Source organism: Hydrogeniiclostridium mannosilyticum (assembly GCF_003268275.1).
Lineage (GTDB): Bacteria > Bacillota > Clostridia > Oscillospirales > Acutalibacteraceae > Hydrogeniiclostridium > Hydrogeniiclostridium mannosilyticum.
The window spans coordinates 266,247-282,610 of sequence record NZ_QLYR01000001.1 but is presented as its reverse complement, the minus strand read 5'-3'; the positions used below and the strand labels follow the sequence as shown (position 1 = coordinate 282,610).

16 protein-coding genes, 1 tRNA gene, 1 pseudogene and 1 riboswitch are annotated in these 16,364 nt (G+C 48.9%); of the genes and pseudogenes, 8 read left to right on the top strand and 10 right to left on the bottom strand.

Features of this window, described 5'->3' with window-relative positions; genetic code table 11:
* The first annotated feature begins 220 nt into the window (after positions 1 to 220).
* A complete protein-coding gene (locus DPQ25_RS01385; protein ID WP_112331386.1) occupies positions 221 to 661 on the top strand; it encodes a PPC domain-containing DNA-binding protein in 441 nt (146 codons plus the stop codon).
* The gene (locus DPQ25_RS01380) at positions 654 to 950 is read left to right on the top strand and encodes a Dabb family protein (protein WP_112331385.1); all 297 of its coding nucleotides are present in this window, start codon (positions 654 to 656) and stop codon (positions 948 to 950) included. Before DPQ25_RS01385 ends, DPQ25_RS01380 begins: the two co-directional genes overlap by 8 nt.
* A gap of 139 nt (positions 951 to 1,089) precedes the next feature.
* Here the strand turns inward: DPQ25_RS01380 and DPQ25_RS01375 are convergent, their stop codons facing one another.
* Positions 1,090 to 1,635, bottom strand: coding sequence for an NADH peroxidase (locus DPQ25_RS01375; protein WP_112331384.1), 546 nt, complete (start codon positions 1,633 to 1,635; stop codon positions 1,090 to 1,092).
* Positions 1,636 to 1,683: 48 nt separating this feature from the next.
* The gene (locus DPQ25_RS01370; RefSeq protein ID WP_112331383.1) at positions 1,684 to 2,076 is read right to left on the bottom strand and encodes a Fur family transcriptional regulator; all 393 of its coding nucleotides are present in this window, start codon (positions 2,074 to 2,076) and stop codon (positions 1,684 to 1,686) included.
* Positions 2,077 to 2,663: 587 nt separating this feature from the next.
* On the opposite strand from DPQ25_RS01370, the gene DPQ25_RS01365 reads away from it, so the two are divergent.
* The 3 genes from DPQ25_RS01365 to DPQ25_RS01355 are packed head-to-tail and all read left to right on the top strand — an operon-like array spanning position 2,664 to position 5,976.
* A complete protein-coding gene (locus tag DPQ25_RS01365; protein WP_112331382.1) occupies positions 2,664 to 4,169 on the top strand; it encodes a 4Fe-4S dicluster domain-containing protein in 1,506 nt (501 codons plus the stop codon).
* 60 nt (positions 4,170 to 4,229) lie between these two features.
* Positions 4,230 to 5,345, top strand: coding sequence for an MGDG synthase family glycosyltransferase (locus DPQ25_RS01360; RefSeq protein WP_112331381.1), 1,116 nt, complete (start codon positions 4,230 to 4,232; stop codon positions 5,343 to 5,345).
* Between the two features lie 19 nt (positions 5,346 to 5,364).
* Positions 5,365 to 5,976 carry a glycerol-3-phosphate acyltransferase gene (locus tag DPQ25_RS01355; RefSeq protein ID WP_177576783.1) on the top strand — a complete coding sequence of 204 codons (612 nt, stop codon included), beginning with the start codon at positions 5,365 to 5,367 and terminating at the stop codon, positions 5,974 to 5,976.
* A gap of 233 nt (positions 5,977 to 6,209) precedes the next feature.
* On the opposite strand, the gene DPQ25_RS01350 is transcribed toward DPQ25_RS01355, so the two are convergent.
* The 4 genes and pseudogenes from DPQ25_RS01350 to DPQ25_RS01335 all read right to left on the bottom strand — a co-directional run bounded on the left by DPQ25_RS01350 (position 6,210) and on the right by DPQ25_RS01335 (position 11,065).
* Positions 6,210 to 7,571 carry a UDP-N-acetylmuramoyl-tripeptide--D-alanyl-D-alanine ligase gene (locus DPQ25_RS01350; protein ID WP_112331379.1) on the bottom strand — a complete coding sequence of 454 codons (1,362 nt, stop codon included), beginning with the start codon at positions 7,569 to 7,571 and terminating at the stop codon, positions 6,210 to 6,212.
* Between the two features lie 23 nt (positions 7,572 to 7,594).
* Positions 7,595 to 9,046 carry a UDP-N-acetylmuramoyl-L-alanyl-D-glutamate--2,6-diaminopimelate ligase gene (locus DPQ25_RS01345; RefSeq protein WP_112331378.1) on the bottom strand — a complete coding sequence of 484 codons (1,452 nt, stop codon included), beginning with the start codon at positions 9,044 to 9,046 and terminating at the stop codon, positions 7,595 to 7,597.
* A gap of 24 nt (positions 9,047 to 9,070) precedes the next feature.
* A pseudogene (locus tag DPQ25_RS01340) lies at positions 9,071 to 9,415 on the bottom strand (lysoplasmalogenase family protein); the annotation flags it as partial.
* Between the two features lie 330 nt (positions 9,416 to 9,745).
* On the bottom strand, positions 9,746 to 11,065 hold the full coding sequence (locus DPQ25_RS01335; RefSeq protein WP_112331376.1) for a replication-associated recombination protein A: 1,320 nt from the start codon (positions 11,063 to 11,065) through the stop codon (positions 9,746 to 9,748).
* A 155-nt stretch (positions 11,066 to 11,220) separates the two neighbouring features.
* On the opposite strand from DPQ25_RS01335, the gene DPQ25_RS01330 reads away from it, so the two are divergent.
* From DPQ25_RS01330 to DPQ25_RS14505, 3 genes are all read left to right on the top strand, one after another.
* Entirely contained in the window at positions 11,221 to 11,403 is a 183-nt protein-coding gene (locus DPQ25_RS01330) for a hypothetical protein (protein WP_146740508.1), read from the top strand.
* 89 nt (positions 11,404 to 11,492) lie between these two features.
* Positions 11,493 to 11,579: transfer RNA gene (locus DPQ25_RS01325), tRNA-Leu, on the top strand.
* A 369-nt stretch (positions 11,580 to 11,948) separates the two neighbouring features.
* The gene (locus tag DPQ25_RS14505; RefSeq protein ID WP_207657286.1) at positions 11,949 to 12,194 is read left to right on the top strand and encodes a hypothetical protein; all 246 of its coding nucleotides are present in this window, start codon (positions 11,949 to 11,951) and stop codon (positions 12,192 to 12,194) included.
* 475 nt (positions 12,195 to 12,669) lie between these two features.
* Here the strand turns inward: DPQ25_RS14505 and DPQ25_RS01320 are convergent, their stop codons facing one another.
* From DPQ25_RS01320 to asd, 4 genes are read right to left on the bottom strand one after another with little or no spacing between them, the layout of a single operon-like run.
* Positions 12,670 to 13,125 (bottom strand): ACT domain-containing protein, encoded by a 456-nt coding sequence (locus tag DPQ25_RS01320; RefSeq protein WP_112331374.1) that lies wholly within the window; start codon positions 13,123 to 13,125, stop codon positions 12,670 to 12,672.
* A 14-nt stretch (positions 13,126 to 13,139) separates the two neighbouring features.
* Positions 13,140 to 13,895 carry a 4-hydroxy-tetrahydrodipicolinate reductase gene (dapB, locus tag DPQ25_RS01315; RefSeq protein ID WP_112331373.1) on the bottom strand — a complete coding sequence of 252 codons (756 nt, stop codon included), beginning with the start codon at positions 13,893 to 13,895 and terminating at the stop codon, positions 13,140 to 13,142.
* A gap of 53 nt (positions 13,896 to 13,948) precedes the next feature.
* Positions 13,949 to 14,836 carry a 4-hydroxy-tetrahydrodipicolinate synthase gene (gene dapA / locus DPQ25_RS01310; RefSeq protein ID WP_112331372.1) on the bottom strand — a complete coding sequence of 296 codons (888 nt, stop codon included), beginning with the start codon at positions 14,834 to 14,836 and terminating at the stop codon, positions 13,949 to 13,951.
* 53 nt (positions 14,837 to 14,889) lie between these two features.
* Positions 14,890 to 15,969, bottom strand: a complete 1,080-nt coding sequence (asd, locus tag DPQ25_RS01305) for an aspartate-semialdehyde dehydrogenase (protein ID WP_112331371.1) — start codon at positions 15,967 to 15,969, stop codon at positions 14,890 to 14,892.
* A gap of 143 nt (positions 15,970 to 16,112) precedes the next feature.
* Positions 16,113 to 16,286, bottom strand: a riboswitch (Lysine riboswitch).
* Positions 16,287 to 16,364 lie beyond the last annotated feature (78 nt).

The following is a 16,364-nucleotide window of genomic DNA, read 5'->3' as shown; positions in this document are numbered from 1 at the left end:
GTGATTTGTATTTTGGAGAAAGAAACGAGGAGGGTAATGCAATAAGCGGTGTCCTTCAATCGGCAGGCAGGTGAAGGTTATGCATGGCAAGATCTTTATTTTTGGGGATTCTTGTGCTATACTAAATCATAATTTCCTGGTAAAGCCTAAAAGGCACCAGGTAAAATGCGGCACGTAGAGAGAACGGCGAAAGCTCTATGCAGTTAAGAGGGGATTTTCAATGAAATACAAGTGTACGCAGAACATGATTGCCTGCCGGCTGGACCGTGGCGAAAGCCTACTGGCATCTATCGCTGCCGTCTGTGAGCAGGAAGGGGTCTCGGCTGCGGGACTGTCGGCTATTGGCGCGGTAAATTATGCGGAAATCGGTTTATATAAGGTAGCGCAGCAGGCGTTTCATGCAAACGTTTTAGAGGGGGAATATGAGCTGGTCTCTCTGACCGGTAACGTTTCCCGGATGGAGGGAAGGGTTTATTTGCATGTCCATGCAGCTTTTGCGGATGAATATGGGGAGCTGCGCGGCGGGCACCTTAAGGAGGCGGTTGTCAGCGCTACCTGCGAGGTTTTTATCACTCGTTTTGACATGGATTTGGACCGGCGCTTTGACCCGGAAACCGGGCTGAACATTTTGAATTTGGAAAGGAGCCGTAAACATGATTAGACACATCGTAATGTGGAAATTAACGGATGAAGCCAAAAACAGCAACTTGCAGGGCTTTGTTGCGGATCTGCAGAGCAAATTTAAGGCCCTGATCGGCTTGGTAGACGGCCTTATGGAGATAGAACTGGGCTTGACCTATGAGGCTAGCGATTACCCTTTGGTGTTATGCTGCAAATTTACTTCAAAAGAAGCTTTGGAGGGCTATCAGGTCCACCCGGCGCATCTGGCAATTAAGGATTGCATTAAAAAAAATACCAGTGCACGGATTGCTGCGGATTATGAGGCCTAAGGCCTTTGTGAGCTGCTTCTGTCAACAAAAGACGCCGGATTTTCTCTTGCTTTGAGAAAGCCCGGCGTCTTTTCAGGTCAAAAAGAGACACCTGCCAAAATGACAGGTGTCTCGAAAAGCTCAGTATTTAAGCCGTTTTTTATTTGCCGAAATATCTCTTCAGCAGGCCCTCGAACGCTCTGCCGTGGCGAGCCTCGTCGCGGGCCATTTCATGAACAGTGTCATGAATGGCGTCGAGATTAGCGGCCTTTGCACGCTTTGCCAGATCGAACTTGCCAGCGGTAGCACCATTTTCAGCCTCGACCCGCATTTCAAGGTTCTTCTTGGTGCTGTCGGTAACGACCTCGCCCAGAAGCTCTGCGAATTTAGCGGCATGCTCGGCCTCTTCGTAAGCGGCCTTTTCCCAATAGAGGCCAATTTCGGGATAACCCTCTCTATGAGCTACTCTGGCCATAGCCAGGTACATACCGACCTCGGAGCATTCGCCCTGGAAATTAGCGCGCAGGTCGGCCATGATGTCTTCGCTGGCGCCCTGAGCTACGCCGACAACATGCTCGGCAGCCCAAGACATTTCACCCTGCTGCTCAACAAATTTCTCTCTGGGGGCTTTGCACTGCGGGCAGAACTCGGGGGGCATTTCACCTTCATAAACATAACCGCAAACAGAACAAACAAATTTTTTCATGATTTTTACCTCCGATGTTTAATAAGTTTATGAAAAAGCCAAAGCTTTTTACTCGGGTTTACACTGGCGGCAAAGGCCGTAATAGGTAACCTCGCAGCGTTCCACGGTTAGAGCCGTGTGCTTTAAGGTGAAAAGAGCGTCAATGGCGGCCGTGCTTGGTCCGGGAATATCCAGAATACATCCGCATTTTTTGCAAATGAAATGGTGGTGAGGGGTAATGTCTCCATCAAAATGTTCCTGGCCATTTACGGTGCCTACGCTGACAATGATGCCGTCTTTTTTAAATTGTGCAAGGTTTCTGTAGACAGTCGCAAGACTCAAATCCGGGTAGAGCGGTTTCAATTGATGGTAAACCCATTCGGCGGACGGGTGTGTAGTAGTGTGCCGCACAGTGTTTAAAATCGCTTCCCTCTTTCGGCTGTAATTTTGTCTTTTTTCCATCGTTTGCACCTTGAAAAATAATAATGATAATAGTTATTGATTTGATGTTTTTATACTACCACCTTTTGCCTGTTTTGTAAAGAGTCTTTTTGAAATTTTTTTATTTAATATGGCATTACAATGGAGCTTTTGAGGGGAAATGGAAGAAGAGCTTCAGTGGCGGAGAACGTGCAAAAACAGGGGTAATTTTACGTTTTTGAGGGAAGAATATTTGTAGAAATTAAGAATCTGTGTTATAATGGCAACAAACACAAAGGTTTGTCGCAGGGAAGCCTCCTGGTGGCGCGGCGGGTATTTTCGAGACGGTAGTCTCCTGTGGAAATTATGTGCATGAAATAAAAGCTGGCTGTTAACCCGGGAAAAAGTGAAACTTTTGGAGCTGCGTTTTTGCCATTAACGCCGGCTACAGAGGGAAAACGGATGGTGGCTGCTTTATAAAGGGAATATGTATGGTGTAAAAGTGTAAAGTATGAGTAAAATGTATATTGGTTATGAGAATAGAGCTTGACAAAAAAGAAGAATTGTTAAATAATTATCAATAGAAAATAGATCAGATTATAACAGCATAAGCGGAAAGGATTTAGAACATGAGGGGAATTTATTCTTCTGTAACGGACATCAGACGAAAGGTTTTCACGGAGGTAGCCCGCCTGGCCTATGAGGGAGGAGATTATTCCCGGGTGGAGGAATTGCCCTATAAAATTGTACCTGGTGAAGTGGCTAAGTACCGTGATTCAATTTTTCTTGAAAGAGCCATTGTCGGCGAGCGGCTGCGTTTAGCAATGGGCCTGCCGCTCCGTCCTGTTGACGAGCACGCTCCGGTGTCCCAGGGCGTTAACGAGAGCGCTATTGCAGAAAAATACTATGATCCGCCGCTTGTCAACATCATTAAGTTTGCATGTAATGCCTGCCCGACGACACAGGTGCATGTGACGGATTGCTGCCAGGGCTGTTTGGCGCATCCTTGTAAAGAGGTGTGCCCTAAAAATGCGATTACCATTGAGCACGGGCGTTCGGTGATCGACCAGGAAAAATGTGTCAAATGCGGCAGATGTATGGATGTGTGCCCCTACGGCGCTATCATCAAGCTGGAACGGCCCTGCGCAAAGGCGTGTGGGATGGATGCCATCGGCAGCGATGATCAGGGGCGCGCTGCGATTGATTATGATAAATGCGTATCCTGCGGCATGTGCTTGGTAAATTGCCCGTTTGGCGCCATTGCGGATAAGGGGCAGATTTTCCAGCTGATTCATTCAATTAAAAAGGGTGACAAGGTCATCGCCATCGTAGCGCCGGCGTTTGTCGGGCAATTCGGCCCGGCCATGACTCCGGGAAAGCTGGAAACCGCGATGAAGGAGCTGGGGTTCCACAGTGTCGCGGAGGTTGCCATCGGCGCTGATTTGTGTACGATTGACGAGGCTAAAGACTTTATGCGGGCGGTGCCGAAGGAGCAGCCCTTTATGGCGACCTCCTGCTGCCCTTCTTGGTCGGTTATGGCAAAGAAGTTATTCCCGGATCTGGCGCCGTATATTTCAATGGCTTTAACCCCAATGGTTTTAACAGCACGCCTGATGAAGAAAAAGCATCCGGGCTGTAAGGTTGTATTTGTTGGTCCCTGCGCGGCTAAAAAGCTGGAAGCCAGCCGCAGAAGCGTCCGCAGTGACGTGGATTTTGTTTTGACTTTTGAAGAGCTGATGGGGATGTTTGAAGCTAAGAATATAGATATTGCCAAGCTGGCGGAGGGGCAGCCCTTTAGGGAGGGCACCGCGGCAGGACGCGGCTTTGCCGTCAGCGGTGGCGTTGCCCAGGCCGTTGTGGACGCTGTTAAGCGGATGGACCCGCAGCGCGAGGTCAAGGTGGTTTCGGCAGAGGGCCTGAAAGACTGCAAAAAACTGTTGCTGCTGGCCAGGGCCGGTAAATATGACGGCTACTTATTGGAGGGCATGGCCTGTCCGGGTGGCTGTGTAGCCGGTGCAGGAACCCTTCAGCCTGTTAAAAAGTCGGCGGCCCTGGTCTCAAAATACAAGAGCGAGGCAGAAAAGCAAAACGCGTTTGAATCCCAATATGAGGTTGACCTGGAGCATTTGGATTAATTGCGCAGGTCAGCCGGGTTGAATGTCGCGAAAGGACCCGTGAGTTGACGGGGGTGAAAGATGAAAGTCCTGATTTTATCCTGCAATACGGGGCAGGGGCATAACACGGCGGGGAAAGCGCTTGTTGAGTATTTTTCAGACAGAGGCTATACCTGCGAGATGCGGGATGCGCTGGAGTTTGCCAGCAAAAAAACCTCCAGGATTGTTTCCAATGCTTATATCAAGCTGGCCACTCATTCACCGGCTATTTTCGGCTTGGCTTATTATGCTGGTGGAAAAATTAGTTCAGACAAACACAAATCGGTCGTTTACGGTGCCAATATTCGCTATGCGAACCGATTGGGGCGATATATTGTCCAGCAGAAGTTTGATGCCGTAGTTATGCCGCATCTTTTTCCGGCTGAAGCAGTGACCTACCTGCGCAGAAAGCATAAATTGGAAGATGTAAGGCTATATGCGGTGGCGACGGATTATGCCTGTATCCCGTTTTGGGAGGAAACCGAACTGGACGGTTATTTTATTCCGCATGAGGATTTAACAGAGGAATTTATCCGGCGGGGTATTTCGAGAAATAAATTGATCCCGACCGGGATCCCGGTTTCAAAACGTTTTTCACTGCCGGCGGATAGGGCGCATGCCCGGACTATACTGAATTTTTCGGGGGTTCGCCGCATTTATTTGGTTATGACAGGAAGCATGGGGTTTGGAAACGTGCAGGTGCTGTCCGACGGCTTGCTCCCTTTATGCGGCGATGATGACCGGATTATTGTAATGGGCGGAAACAACACGAAATTGAAGGAAAAGCTTCGGCGCCGTTACGCAGATGAACCCCGAGTACTGGTGTTGGATTTTACCCGTGAGGTGGACCGCTATATGCAGGCCTGCGATGTGCTGTTCACTAAGCCGGGCGGGTTGACAAGCACAGAAGCGGCGGTGCGAAACGTACCGTTGATTCATACGTCCCCTATTCCCGGGTGCGAAACAATCAACGCCGATTTTTTCAGCAGCAGAGGCCTTTCTTTTTGCCTGAGGAATATGGGGGAGCTGGAAAGCCTGGTCAAAAGCCTGACGGAGGAAGAACCTGTCAGACAAAAGATGCTGGAGGCTCAGCGCAGAGAGATCAACGCATTTGCCGGCGATGGTATTTGCGATTACATCGAGGTGCACAAGCGATAAAGAAAGAAGGGAGTTTCTGTTGGATCGATATGTTTTTTTTATCATCATTGGCTTTTTGTCAGGGAGCATCCTATACAGCTGGCTCCTGCCTAAAATTTTTTGCCATGTGGATGTAACAAAGTACAGCAGGGACCATAATCCGGGAACGGCGAACGCAATGAAATATGCAGGTGTAGGCATGGGTAGCGTCTGTCTGCTGTGTGACGTTGGGAAAGGGTTTGTCCCAGTGTTTGTTGCGGCGCAGCAGCTTGAACGCACAGGGGTGCTGTTTTCTCTGCTGATTGCAGCCCCGGTGGCCGGACACGCTTTTTCGCCTTGGAAAAAGGGAAAAGGCGGAAAAGCGATTGCGACAGCTTTCGGCGTTTTGCTCGCCCTCCTGCCTTATAGCTATGTCGTGTTGATTTTAGCCGCTTCTTATTTGTTTTTCTCCTTGGTTTTAGTTATCAACCCACATCGTTTGCGAACAATCGTCTCCTTTTTTGTTTTATGTGCGGCGGCTTACCTGCTGAAAATCAATATTTTTATTGTTTATGCCTGTTTGCTGATTTCCGGCATAGTCATTATTAAAAATCTGACGCCGGAGGAGAATGAAGCAAAGCAGTGGCGGCTGTTGGGCAGAAAGCTGTTTTAAATGCCGGTATAATTACATGGATGTGAATCGAATTCTTTCATATAGTATTTGATGGTCTGTATGAATATGAGTATGCTCACCCTTTTTATACGCAAAAATTACTTGAAACAGGTAAATCCCTCTGAGCGCCGTAGGCGCTCAGAGGGATTTTATTGTAGTGCTATCAAGCTAAGTAGTAAAGCATACTAAAGGTTTTGTGCCCCTGTAAAAACTTAGCGGGAATATTTCCCGATTTATAAAAAAGCTTTCACAATCTCATCGGTTTTCATAGCGCGCGACCCCTTTACCAACATAACATCACCCGCGGTCAGGAAAGAGCGCAGAAATATGCAGGCCTCCTGATTGGACTCGAAATGCGCGACAGGCTGTTCTGGATTTGCCTGCTTAGCGCCCGCGGCATAGGCCTTGGCCCGCGGCCCGATGGCGATAAGGAGATCTATTTTTTTAGCAGCGGCATAGGCGCCGGTTTCCGTGTGAGCCTGCTGTTCCATAGCGCCTAATTCAAGCATGTCGGCGAGAACGGCGATGTGACGGCCGGGAAAGGAGGCCAGAAGGTCGAGGCTGCTTTTCATGGCGTCAGGGCTTGCATTATAAGAGTCGTCAATAATGGTAATCTGATTAGCACGATGGATTTGCTGCCGCATAGCGGGCGGCTGGTAATGAGTGAGAGCTTCCTGCGCCTTGTGCAGACTGCCGCCCAGTCCCTTGACAACGGCTAAGGCCGCTAGGGCGTTTAATACGTTGTGCGTACCGGGAACTGGGAGCTTAACATCATAACAGGTTCCACAGGCATAGAGTGTAAAGCTGGACCCGTTTTCGCCTGTTGTGATGTTTCGTGCACAAAAGTCGCACCATGGCTGGGTGCCAAAGTAGATCTTGCGTACCTGCGGCAGTTGCTCACGCAGCGCGGCAAGGTGGACGTCATCGCCATTCAGGTAAAGAATGGAGTCCTGGGTAAAGGCATCGGTAATATGTAACTTTTCCGCTAATATCCGTTCCTGGCTGCCCAGATTTTCGATATGAGAGAGCCCGATGTTTGTAATAACCGCGTGCATGGGCCGTGCAATTTTTGCTAAGTTAGCCATTTCTCCGGGGTAGCTCATACCCATTTCGATGACGGCGGCCTCGTGCTCGTGCTCCAGTTGAAATAAGGTTAGCGGAAGCCCGATCTGGCTGTTTTGGTTGCCGGAGGTTTTCATGGTGTTCCATTGTGAGGAGAGCGCAAGCGCGACCATTTCCTTAGTAGTGGTTTTTCCAACACTGCCGGTGATGCCGATAATTGGAATAGAGAAACGCTCCCGGTAATAGGAGGCGATTTCCTGTAGCGCTCTTTCGGTGCTTTCTACGGCGATCCGGGCTTGCTCATCGTCCGCAACGGCTGTGTGGTTTTGCGTCAGGGTGGCTGCGGCGCCCGCGGCAAAGACTGCGGGAATATACATGTGTGCATCGACTCGTTCCCCCCGGATTGGAACAAAAAGCGTGCCGGGTGAAATTTTCCGGCTGTCGGTGCTAACGGACGTAATCTCTGTTTGCGGGTCGCCGCTCAATAATTTACCGTTACAGGCTCGCACAATTTCTGCTATGGTTAACTTCATGCGCTTGTTTCTCCCATCTATTTTTATTCGGCAAGAATGTCCGCGACAATCTCACGTTCATCAAAATGATATTTGACCCCTTTGATTTCCTGATAGTCCTCATGGCCCTTTCCCGCCAAAACGATGATATCGCCTGGCAGAGCATGCTGAATACAGTAGCGGATGGCCTCCTTACGGTCGGGTATCACGGTATACTTACCATCGGTTTTCTTCATGCCAACCAAAATATCCTGAATAATATCCATTACATCCTCAAATCGGGAATTATCCGCGGTAATAACGGAAAGATCCGCGAGTCTTCCGCTAACCTCGCCCATTTCATAGCGCCGGGTACGGGAACGGTTTCCGCCCGCTCCGAACAGGCAGACAAGACGGGTAGGGTGATATTCCCGCAGGGTCCGCAAAATACTCTCCATGCTCACGGCGTTGTGGGCGTAATCAATCAGCAGGGTGTAGTCGCCGGGGACGGGAACGGGCTCGACCCGTCCCTTCACCTTCACATTTTTCAAGCCCTGTTGAATCGCCTCCTGGCTGCAGCCTAAAAGCCTGCACACGCTGATGGAGGCAAGCGCATTGTAAACGCTGAATTTCCCTGGAATGCCGACATCCACCCCATAGGCCTCATCCTCGCTTTCAAGGTCGAAATGAACGCCCAAATAACCCGGACGGCTGATAAGCGTTTCATTTTCGGCGCGGATCTTAGCCTCTCTGGCAAAACCGTAGGTCGTATAATTGCAGGTGTGCCCCTCCAGCACGCCTTTCCAGTTGGCATCGTCAAGGTTGACAACGCCGGTTTTGCATTGGCGGAATAAAAGGCTTTTACAGGCAAGATATTCCTTCATATCCTTATGCTCGGCCCCGCCAATATGATCTTCCGAAAAGTTGGTGAAAAGGCCAACATCAAAGGGGACTGAAGCCAGACGGTGATCGCGCAGGCCTATGGAGGAAGCCTCCAAAACAGCGGCCTTGCATCCCTGGTCAGCCATCCAACGGAGCGCCTTTTGAATTTCGTAGGATTCAGGCGTGGTATTGTTTGTTTGGAGCGTATTGTCCCCGGCGGTTATGCCGATGGTCCCGATGATGCCGGTCTTAATTCCGGCCGCTTCTAAAATGGAACGCACCATGTAGGCGCAGGTGGTTTTTCCTTTTGTACCGGTAATGCCAACCATTAGCAGCTCCCGGGTAGGGTGGCGAAACAGCGTCGCGCTCATGGCTGCCAGTGCAAGCCGGGTACTGGGGACGTAGACCACTGGAGCGCCGGCTGCCTCGATTTTATCCTCCGCAACAATCGCAGCGGCCCCCGCCTTTGCGGCTTGAGCAGCGAACGCATGGCCGTCGGTGTTGCTTCCCTTCAGGCAGACGAACACCCGCCCAGGACCTGTTTTTCGTGAGTCGTAGACAATATCGTCGATAGTGATATTCAAGCCTGCGGTGCAGGTGTAGTCAAGGCCCTTGAGCAATTCTGCCAGTTTCATAGATCAGACCTCCAATTCAAGCGTTTATGTTCCACTAATATGAAACTTATCGATAAAATACGCTAAGCGCGAGTAAGAAAATAACAGGTTCGTACCAGTTGCATAACCAGATGGCTTCGCCGTTGGGCGGTTCTTTGTAGTGAGATTGTGTGCAAGCAGCAGGCCGGAGCAGAAAAAAGGAGAGCTCCGGCGGCAAATAAGCCAGCTGCCGGTATTGTGCAGCATAAAGGGCAGCGCCAGTGAAAGCATGCCCAGCAGAATGGCCGGATAAACCATGAAGGGAAGAAATCTGTTTCCCAACTGTGGAATATATTTGCGGAAAAGGAGGATGGCGCTGCTATAGAGAACCACCCAAAGAAGCAAAATGGTCCACTGCGGCCGGGCAAGCTGAAGAAGCGCGGCTCAAAAAGGCGCCCGTAGAGAAATGCAAGCATTCCAACGACGAAGCGGCGTTCAAGAATGACATCTGCCGCTATGCATAAAAGAAGTGCGCAAAAGACGAGTCCAGCAAGGACATCCGCTTTTTGAAGACGGCCCAAAGTGAGCGCATAACGCCCACGGAGGTGCAGGCAGTCTTTAAAAATAAGGTGCTATATGAAGAAATAGTATTGTGACAGTACGGTCGTCAGGATGAAAAAGAGAGCGGCGGTAATCAGGGGCATAAAAGGAGCCTCTCTCACTTTATATCGGTTTGATGATTCAGCGGTGGCTTTTGCGCCAGGCTTCTATTTCCGCTACCCGCCTTTTCACCTTTGCCTCGGAGCCTTGTTCAGTGGGCTGGTAATACTTTCGGTCTACCAGGGCGTCAGGGAGGCATTGCATGGCCGTAATTTTATCCTCAAAATCATGTGCATATTGATAATGTTCTCCATAATGGAGCTCTTTCATCAGTTTGGTGGGCGCGTTGCGAATAACAAGAGGAACAGGCTCTGCCAGCATTTTCATGGCATCTTCCTTAGCCGCGAGATAGGCGCCCATCGCGGTGTTGGATTTTGGCGCTACAGAAAGATAGATCACCGCATGGGCAAGGTTGACATCGCATTCGGGCATGCCGTTAAAATGGCAGGCCTGGTAAGCGGCAACCGCAATTTCCAGCGCCCGGCTGTCCGCCATGCCGATGTCCTCGCTGGCAAAGCGGATCAACCGGCGGGCAACATAAAGCGGATCCTCCCCGGCCTCCAGCATCCGGGCAAGCCAGTAGACGGCGGCATCGGCATCGCTGTTGCGCATGGATTTGTGAAGGGCTGAAATCAGGTTATAATGTTCCTCGCCATGCTTATCATATAGAAGGGAACGCTTATTGATGCACTGCTCCAGCGTTTCTGCAGAGACAGAAATTCCATCCCTGCTGACATCGCCGTTGATAATCACCATTTCCAGCGTATTCAGCGCGACACGTGCATCGCCGTTGGAAAATTCGGCAATAGAAAAAAGAATATCCTCGCCGATCAGAATTTGCTGCGTACCAAAGCCCTGGGGGTTCTTTAAAGCATTATGCAGAAGCCGGACAATATCGTCGCTGGTCAGGGCCTGTAGCACGAAAACCTTACAACGTGAAAGTAGCGCCGAATTTACCTCAAAGGAAGGATTTTCTGTTGTAGCACCAATCAGAATAATGCTTCCTTTTTCGACGAAAGGAAGAAAGGCATCCTGCTGGGCCTTGTTGAAACGATGGATTTCATCGACAAAAACAATTGTTTTTTCGCCCATATAACGGCGCGCCTCGGCTTTGGCCATTACCTCCTTGATTTCTTTAATACCGCTGGTAACGGCACTGAAATTAATAAACTCCGCCTTTGTCCGTTTAGCAATAATACCGGCCAGTGTCGTTTTGCCGACACCGGGCGGGCCCCAGAAAATCATAGAAGATATTTGGTCCTTTTCAATCAGCTGGCGCAGGATCTTTCCATGGCCCAGCAGATGGTGCTGACCGCAAAAATCATCCAGAGTTTCCGGGCGAAGCCGGCTGGCAAGCGGATTGTTTTGCTTAAAATTACCGAAAAAAGATTGCTGCTCCATAAAGAATAACCCTCTTGTTCTGTTTAAAAGCTGAGCAATTACGATTGTTTCATTGTCATTATATCATTGGCAGAACCTGCTTACAAGTTCAATTTATTACCGATGATATTATGGCGGTAGGCGGGATATGCTATTAGTGAGAGGAGAGGATGATTTTGGCTGACAAGAAGGATTTTTCAAACAGGTCATCTCAGGCGCCAACGGAGAAAGCGCTGCAGGTTTCGGCAGCGCTTTCAGGGATGGACAGCTGGGAGGGAATTCTGTCCGATGTGTCAGGAAGCTACACGGGAACGCCGCTTGACGGCCTAGAGCCTGTTCAGGACGCTGACGATCTTTAAAAAGAGCTTGCATTTGCCGCCGTACCGTGCTATAATACTAACCGAATTATCTAACCGCTTCACTGCGGTTTTAAATTTAGTTGGTATTTGCTGGTGTGGCGAAATCGGCAGACGCAAGGGACTTAAAATCCCTCGGTGGAAACACCATACCGGTTCAAGTCCGGTCACCAGCACCACGTCGGAGCAAGCTGCATATCGCTTGCTCCGACTTTTTTCAAAAGTCAGAGCGTACTCATTCCGCTGCTCCTCCTTTTCCGCAAAAGGTCGCGTTCGCGTCGCCTGTTCGCTTGTAAACGCGCTCACGACGGCTTTGGCTCACTACCAACCTTTTGCGGGGACGCAGGGCAGCTGCATCTTTTTCGTAGTACCCTTCCAGTCCGAGTGTCTATATGGACACTCGGATTTTTATTTCTCCAGTTTCGTTATGAACATCGGTACCACGTCGCGGCGAATCCTTATGATAAGGTATGGTATACTCATGGGTGCCCCGAGTTTTCGTGTTGGAATATGCATGGAACATATCTTTGTATGCTAGGCACAAATGTTTGCGCAATCGATTTTTAAAAAAAGCATGGGATTTGAATCCAGAATTGACAGTTATCGAAAGACTAATTTCCTTATATGATTTACAGAATGGCAAAGGGTTTTCTACTTTGATTGACATGGAAGGCGGTTTTAGCTTATCCCCGGAAGTGATAAAAGACAAAGAAAGAATGAAGCCTATCTGCGATGAAATCGTAGCCGTGTGTAATTATTGTGATGATATACTTGAGGTATTCAAAACTATATAACAAGTTTTCAATGGGAACGTTCAAGTCTTTACTCTAATTTTTAAAGCCGATCTTTTTTATACCAGCTTTACATGTCGGAACGAGTTACGCTCGTTCCGATTTTCTATTGTTGCCTTTAAGCTTAACAAAACTCTTGGTACTACTAAGGGCAAGTAAAAAAGGCTTGGCAAATAAAACCTCCATGCTACAATCGAGACGGTTTGGCAGCCGCATTATGAAAGAGCAAGGAGGTTTTTGGCAGGATAAAAAATGAAGTAAAACACACAGCACATTTCAGTTACCGATGCGAATACCCGTGGTAGAGCCTGTACTTTCTAAGTCTTACAAGCCCTTGAATTGGTGGAAAAGTGATGATGTATTGTTAACACACTTTATATGAAGGGCATAACTGATAATTCAGTCAAAAAAGCTTCTGCGGCGGACTCCGTTTGACCGGATCCGGCAGAAGCTTTTTAAAGCTTATTTTATCTGAGTGTTAATGGTTCAGTGCGGCCTCAATTGCGGCCAAGGTCTCTTGAAAATCAGCTTGTGTAACTAAAATGGAAATATCCACATCAGAGGTGGTAATAACCCGAATATCCGTGTTCAATCCGGCTGCGGCTGTAAACACCTTTGCTGCCACACCGGGCGTATCCTTCATCTTGTCATCGTAAACATTGATCTTGCAATTTCCACTGCTGACGCTTGCCTTGATCTCGTTTTGCTCCTTCAGAGTGGAGATGATTGTCAGGATTTTTCCCATATCTTCGTCATCGATCGTAAATGATAGCTCAGACAGGTCCCCGTGCGAGGGCGCCTGTGATATCATATCGACGTTTACGCCGTTTTCGGCGATGCTGGAAAAAATTTTAGCTCCAAATACAATGGAGGAGGGACAATTTTGTAAAGTAATTAAGGTTATATCCTCAGACGATGTAACAATTGGATTCACATGGACATCCCCTTTCAGTCCTTTAATAAATCGGACATATCATAAAGCCCTGCCGGCTGAGCTGCCAGGAATACAGCGGCGTTTACGGCGCCGGAAGCAAAAACCTCCTTGGATTGCGCCGAATGCGACAGTGTAATCACCTCATGGCGCCCGGCAAAAATGACATCGTGCTCACCGACGATCGTTCCGCCGCGGATAGAATGAATACCAATTTCGTTAGGTTCGCGCTTTTTTCGTTGAGAATGACGGTCGTACATGTAGTGGTAAGGCTTGTTTGTGCCGGCATCGGCAATTTCGTCGGCCAGCATTAGGGCTGTACCGCTGGGCGCATCAATTTTTTGATTGTGGTGTTTTTCAATGATTTCAACATCAAAACTACCGCCCAATACCTGCTCGGCCTTTTTTGCTAACTCTATTAACAAATTGATGCCAAGGGACATGTTTCGGGAATAGAAAACAGGGATTTCTTTAGCGGAATCTGTTAGATCCTGCACCTGATTGGGGCTGTAGCCTGTTGTGCACAGAACCAATGGCATGCGGCGTTTTTTGCCTAGCTGAAGCAGGGGGGACAAGAGGCTGGGGTGCGAAAAATCAATCAAAACATCTGCCTCGGGCAAATCCTCGTCCGGCTTGGAAAACACCGGAAAATCCGCAGCGCCTCCTGTTATGTCAATACCGGCCACAACCTCACAATCATTACGGGCGGAAATGCATTCCGCCACAACCTTACCCATTTTACCATTGCAACCACTGATAATAACCCTTGTCATTGATACATCCAAACCTTTCGTCAGCTTCAATTTAGTTCAATATACGACTTAGATTAGAGTAATTTGTATTTTCTCAAAACGGCCGCCAGTTTATCTTTAGCAGCAGCAGACATCTCTGCCAGCGGAAGCCGGCAGGGGCCGGCCTGGTACCCCATCTGGTTCATGGCTTCCTTGATTGGAATGGGATTTACATCCATAAAAAACGCCTGCATCAATTCCAAATAATGCAGGAAGGAGGAAGAGGCTCTCGCGTAATCCCCCTTCAGGCAATCCGCACAGATGTTATGCATTTCCTGTGGAAGAACGTTGGCAAACACGGAAATAACACCCTTGCCACCCACGGACATGAATGGTACAATCTGGTCGTCGTTGCCGGAATAGACGTCAAGCGCATCCCCGCACAACGCAATGGTTTGGGCCACGGATGAAATATCCCCGTTTGCTTCCTTAACGGCAGCAATATTGGGATGCTTGGATAATTCAAGATAGGTTTCCGGCTTAATATTGCAACCCGTACGCGAGGGGACATTGTAAAGGATAATCGGAACCTGCACCCGGTCTGCGATATAAGTGAAGTGGCGGATAAGCCCTGCTTGAGAGGTTTTATTGTAATAGGGAGTTACCATAAGCAATGCATCGGCGCCCATTCGCTGTGCTTCTAAGGAGAGCTCCAGTGCATAGGCGGTGTCGTTGCTGCCGGAGCCCGCTATTACGGGCAGCCGGCCTGCGGCCTTATTAATGGTGAAACGCAGGACCTCCGTGTGCTCCTGATGATTCAGGGTAGGGGATTCGCCCGTTGTTCCGCAGGCGATAATTGCGTCGGTTCCGTTAGCAATATGAAATTCGATCAGCCTTTCAAGAACGTCATAGTTAACGGACCCGTCTTCGTGCATCGGGGTTACAATTGCCACACCCGAGCCTGTAAATATAGTCTTCTTCATTGTAAGCCTCCTAAAGAAGAAATCGAAAGGATCCTCTTAAAATTAAAATTTATTCAGTCTATATAACCCTTTGCGCAGAGAAGCTCTGCCATCAGGACGGCGCCGCCGGCAGCGCCACGCAGTGTATTGTGAGATAAACAGACAAATTTTATGTCGTATTGTGTATCTGGACGCAGACGGCCGATGGATACAGCCATTCCGTTTTCCAGATTCCTATCCAGCCTGGACTGCGGCCGGTCGTCCTCGCGGAAGTAGTGCAGGAATTGTTTGGGTGCGCTGGGTAGGCCAAGCTTCTGGGGTTCTCCTTTATAGTTTTCCCATCTTGCAATAATTTCTTCCATTTCAGCCTTCTTTTCAAACGAAGCAAAAACAGCCGCGGTGTGCCCGTCAGAAACCGGTACACGCAGGCACTGTGAAGTGATGGAGGGTGTGGAAGCGTTGACAATTTGGCCGTTTTCGATATGTCCCCAGATCTTCAGCGGTTCGTTTTCCGACTTTTCTTCTTCGCCGCCGATAAACGGGATAACGTTGTCCACCATCTCCGGCCAGGTTGCAAAAGTTTTCCCTGCGCCGGAAATCGCCTGATAGGTGCAGGCGAGCACTTTGGTAACGCCAAGCTCCATTAAGGGATGAATAGCAGGCACATAGCTTTGCAGGGAACAGTTGGACTTAACAGAAATAAAGCCCCTCTTAGTCCCCAGGCGCTTACGCTGAGCCTCAATGACCTGTGCGTGATCGCTATTGATTTCTGGGATAATCATCGGAACGTCCGGGGTGCCTCGGTTTGCGCTGTTGTTGCTCATAACCGGACATTCGGCCTTAGCATAGAGCTCCTCCAGGGCTTTTATTTCATCCTTTTTCATGTTAACGGCGCAAAAGACGAAGTCACAGCAATCCGCTACTTTTTTGACGTCTTCCTCGGCGTTTAACACTACCATATTCTCCATTTTTGCAGGCATAGGCACGGTCATCAGCCAATGGCTGCCCACGGCATCTTTATAGGTTTTACCCGCGGAACGCGCGCTGGCGGCCAAGGCGGCGACCTCAAACCAAGGGTGGTTTTCCAATATGGTGGCAAAACGTTGCCCAACCATGCCGGTTGCACCGATGATGCCTACACGATATTTTTTCATAATTCTATACCTCCGTTTAATAATTAGCTTATGCTCTAAAAGAAATATTGGTTCACAGGAGCTATTAAATAGCAAAAAACCGGTTGAAAACCGGCCGTCAATTTAATATAATAAAAGCGTTCGGTTTCCACCAACCGGTGAAGTTCCCCGATAGCGCCCCATCATAATAAAATGATGACAGTCACTGTGCTTTCGCGCCAGTGCCCAGAAAACAGCTGCCAACTGTCCTCTTCGGCGGCTTTCCCTTTTACCATGCTTCACCGGCTCCGGCAAGCCTCAACATGCTTACTCTTGAAATCCGCGCCTCTATCTATGCTATTGAATTTTCTATATTTTAGCATGTGTATATGGAAATGTCAATTGGATTATAGTACGGACATAAAACAGAAAGGCAG

Excerpts from the sequence above, each read along its gene's own strand:
- DPQ25_RS01385 (WP_112331386.1), top strand. The coding sequence starts at position 221 with ATGAAATACAAGTGTACGCAGAACATGATTGCCTGCCGGCTGGACCGT.
- DPQ25_RS01380 (WP_112331385.1), top strand. The coding sequence starts at position 654 with ATGATTAGACACATCGTAATGTGGAAATTAACGGATGAAGCCAAAAAC.
- DPQ25_RS01375 (WP_112331384.1), bottom strand. The coding sequence starts at position 1,635 with ATGAAAAAATTTGTTTGTTCTGTTTGCGGTTATGTTTATGAAGGTGAA.
- DPQ25_RS01370 (WP_112331383.1), bottom strand. The coding sequence starts at position 2,076 with ATGGAAAAAAGACAAAATTACAGCCGAAAGAGGGAAGCGATTTTAAAC.
- DPQ25_RS01365 (WP_112331382.1), top strand. The coding sequence starts at position 2,664 with ATGAGGGGAATTTATTCTTCTGTAACGGACATCAGACGAAAGGTTTTC.
- DPQ25_RS01360 (WP_112331381.1), top strand. The coding sequence starts at position 4,230 with ATGAAAGTCCTGATTTTATCCTGCAATACGGGGCAGGGGCATAACACG.
- DPQ25_RS01350 (WP_112331379.1), bottom strand. The coding sequence starts at position 7,571 with ATGAAGTTAACCATAGCAGAAATTGTGCGAGCCTGTAACGGTAAATTA.
- DPQ25_RS01345 (WP_112331378.1), bottom strand. The coding sequence starts at position 9,046 with ATGAAACTGGCAGAATTGCTCAAGGGCCTTGACTACACCTGCACCGCA.
- DPQ25_RS01335 (WP_112331376.1), bottom strand. The coding sequence starts at position 11,065 with ATGGAGCAGCAATCTTTTTTCGGTAATTTTAAGCAAAACAATCCGCTT.
- dapB (WP_112331373.1), bottom strand. The coding sequence starts at position 13,895 with ATGACAAGGGTTATTATCAGTGGTTGCAATGGTAAAATGGGTAAGGTT.
- dapA (WP_112331372.1), bottom strand. The coding sequence starts at position 14,836 with ATGAAGAAGACTATATTTACAGGCTCGGGTGTGGCAATTGTAACCCCG.
- asd (WP_112331371.1), bottom strand. The coding sequence starts at position 15,969 with ATGAAAAAATATCGTGTAGGCATCATCGGTGCAACCGGCATGGTTGGG.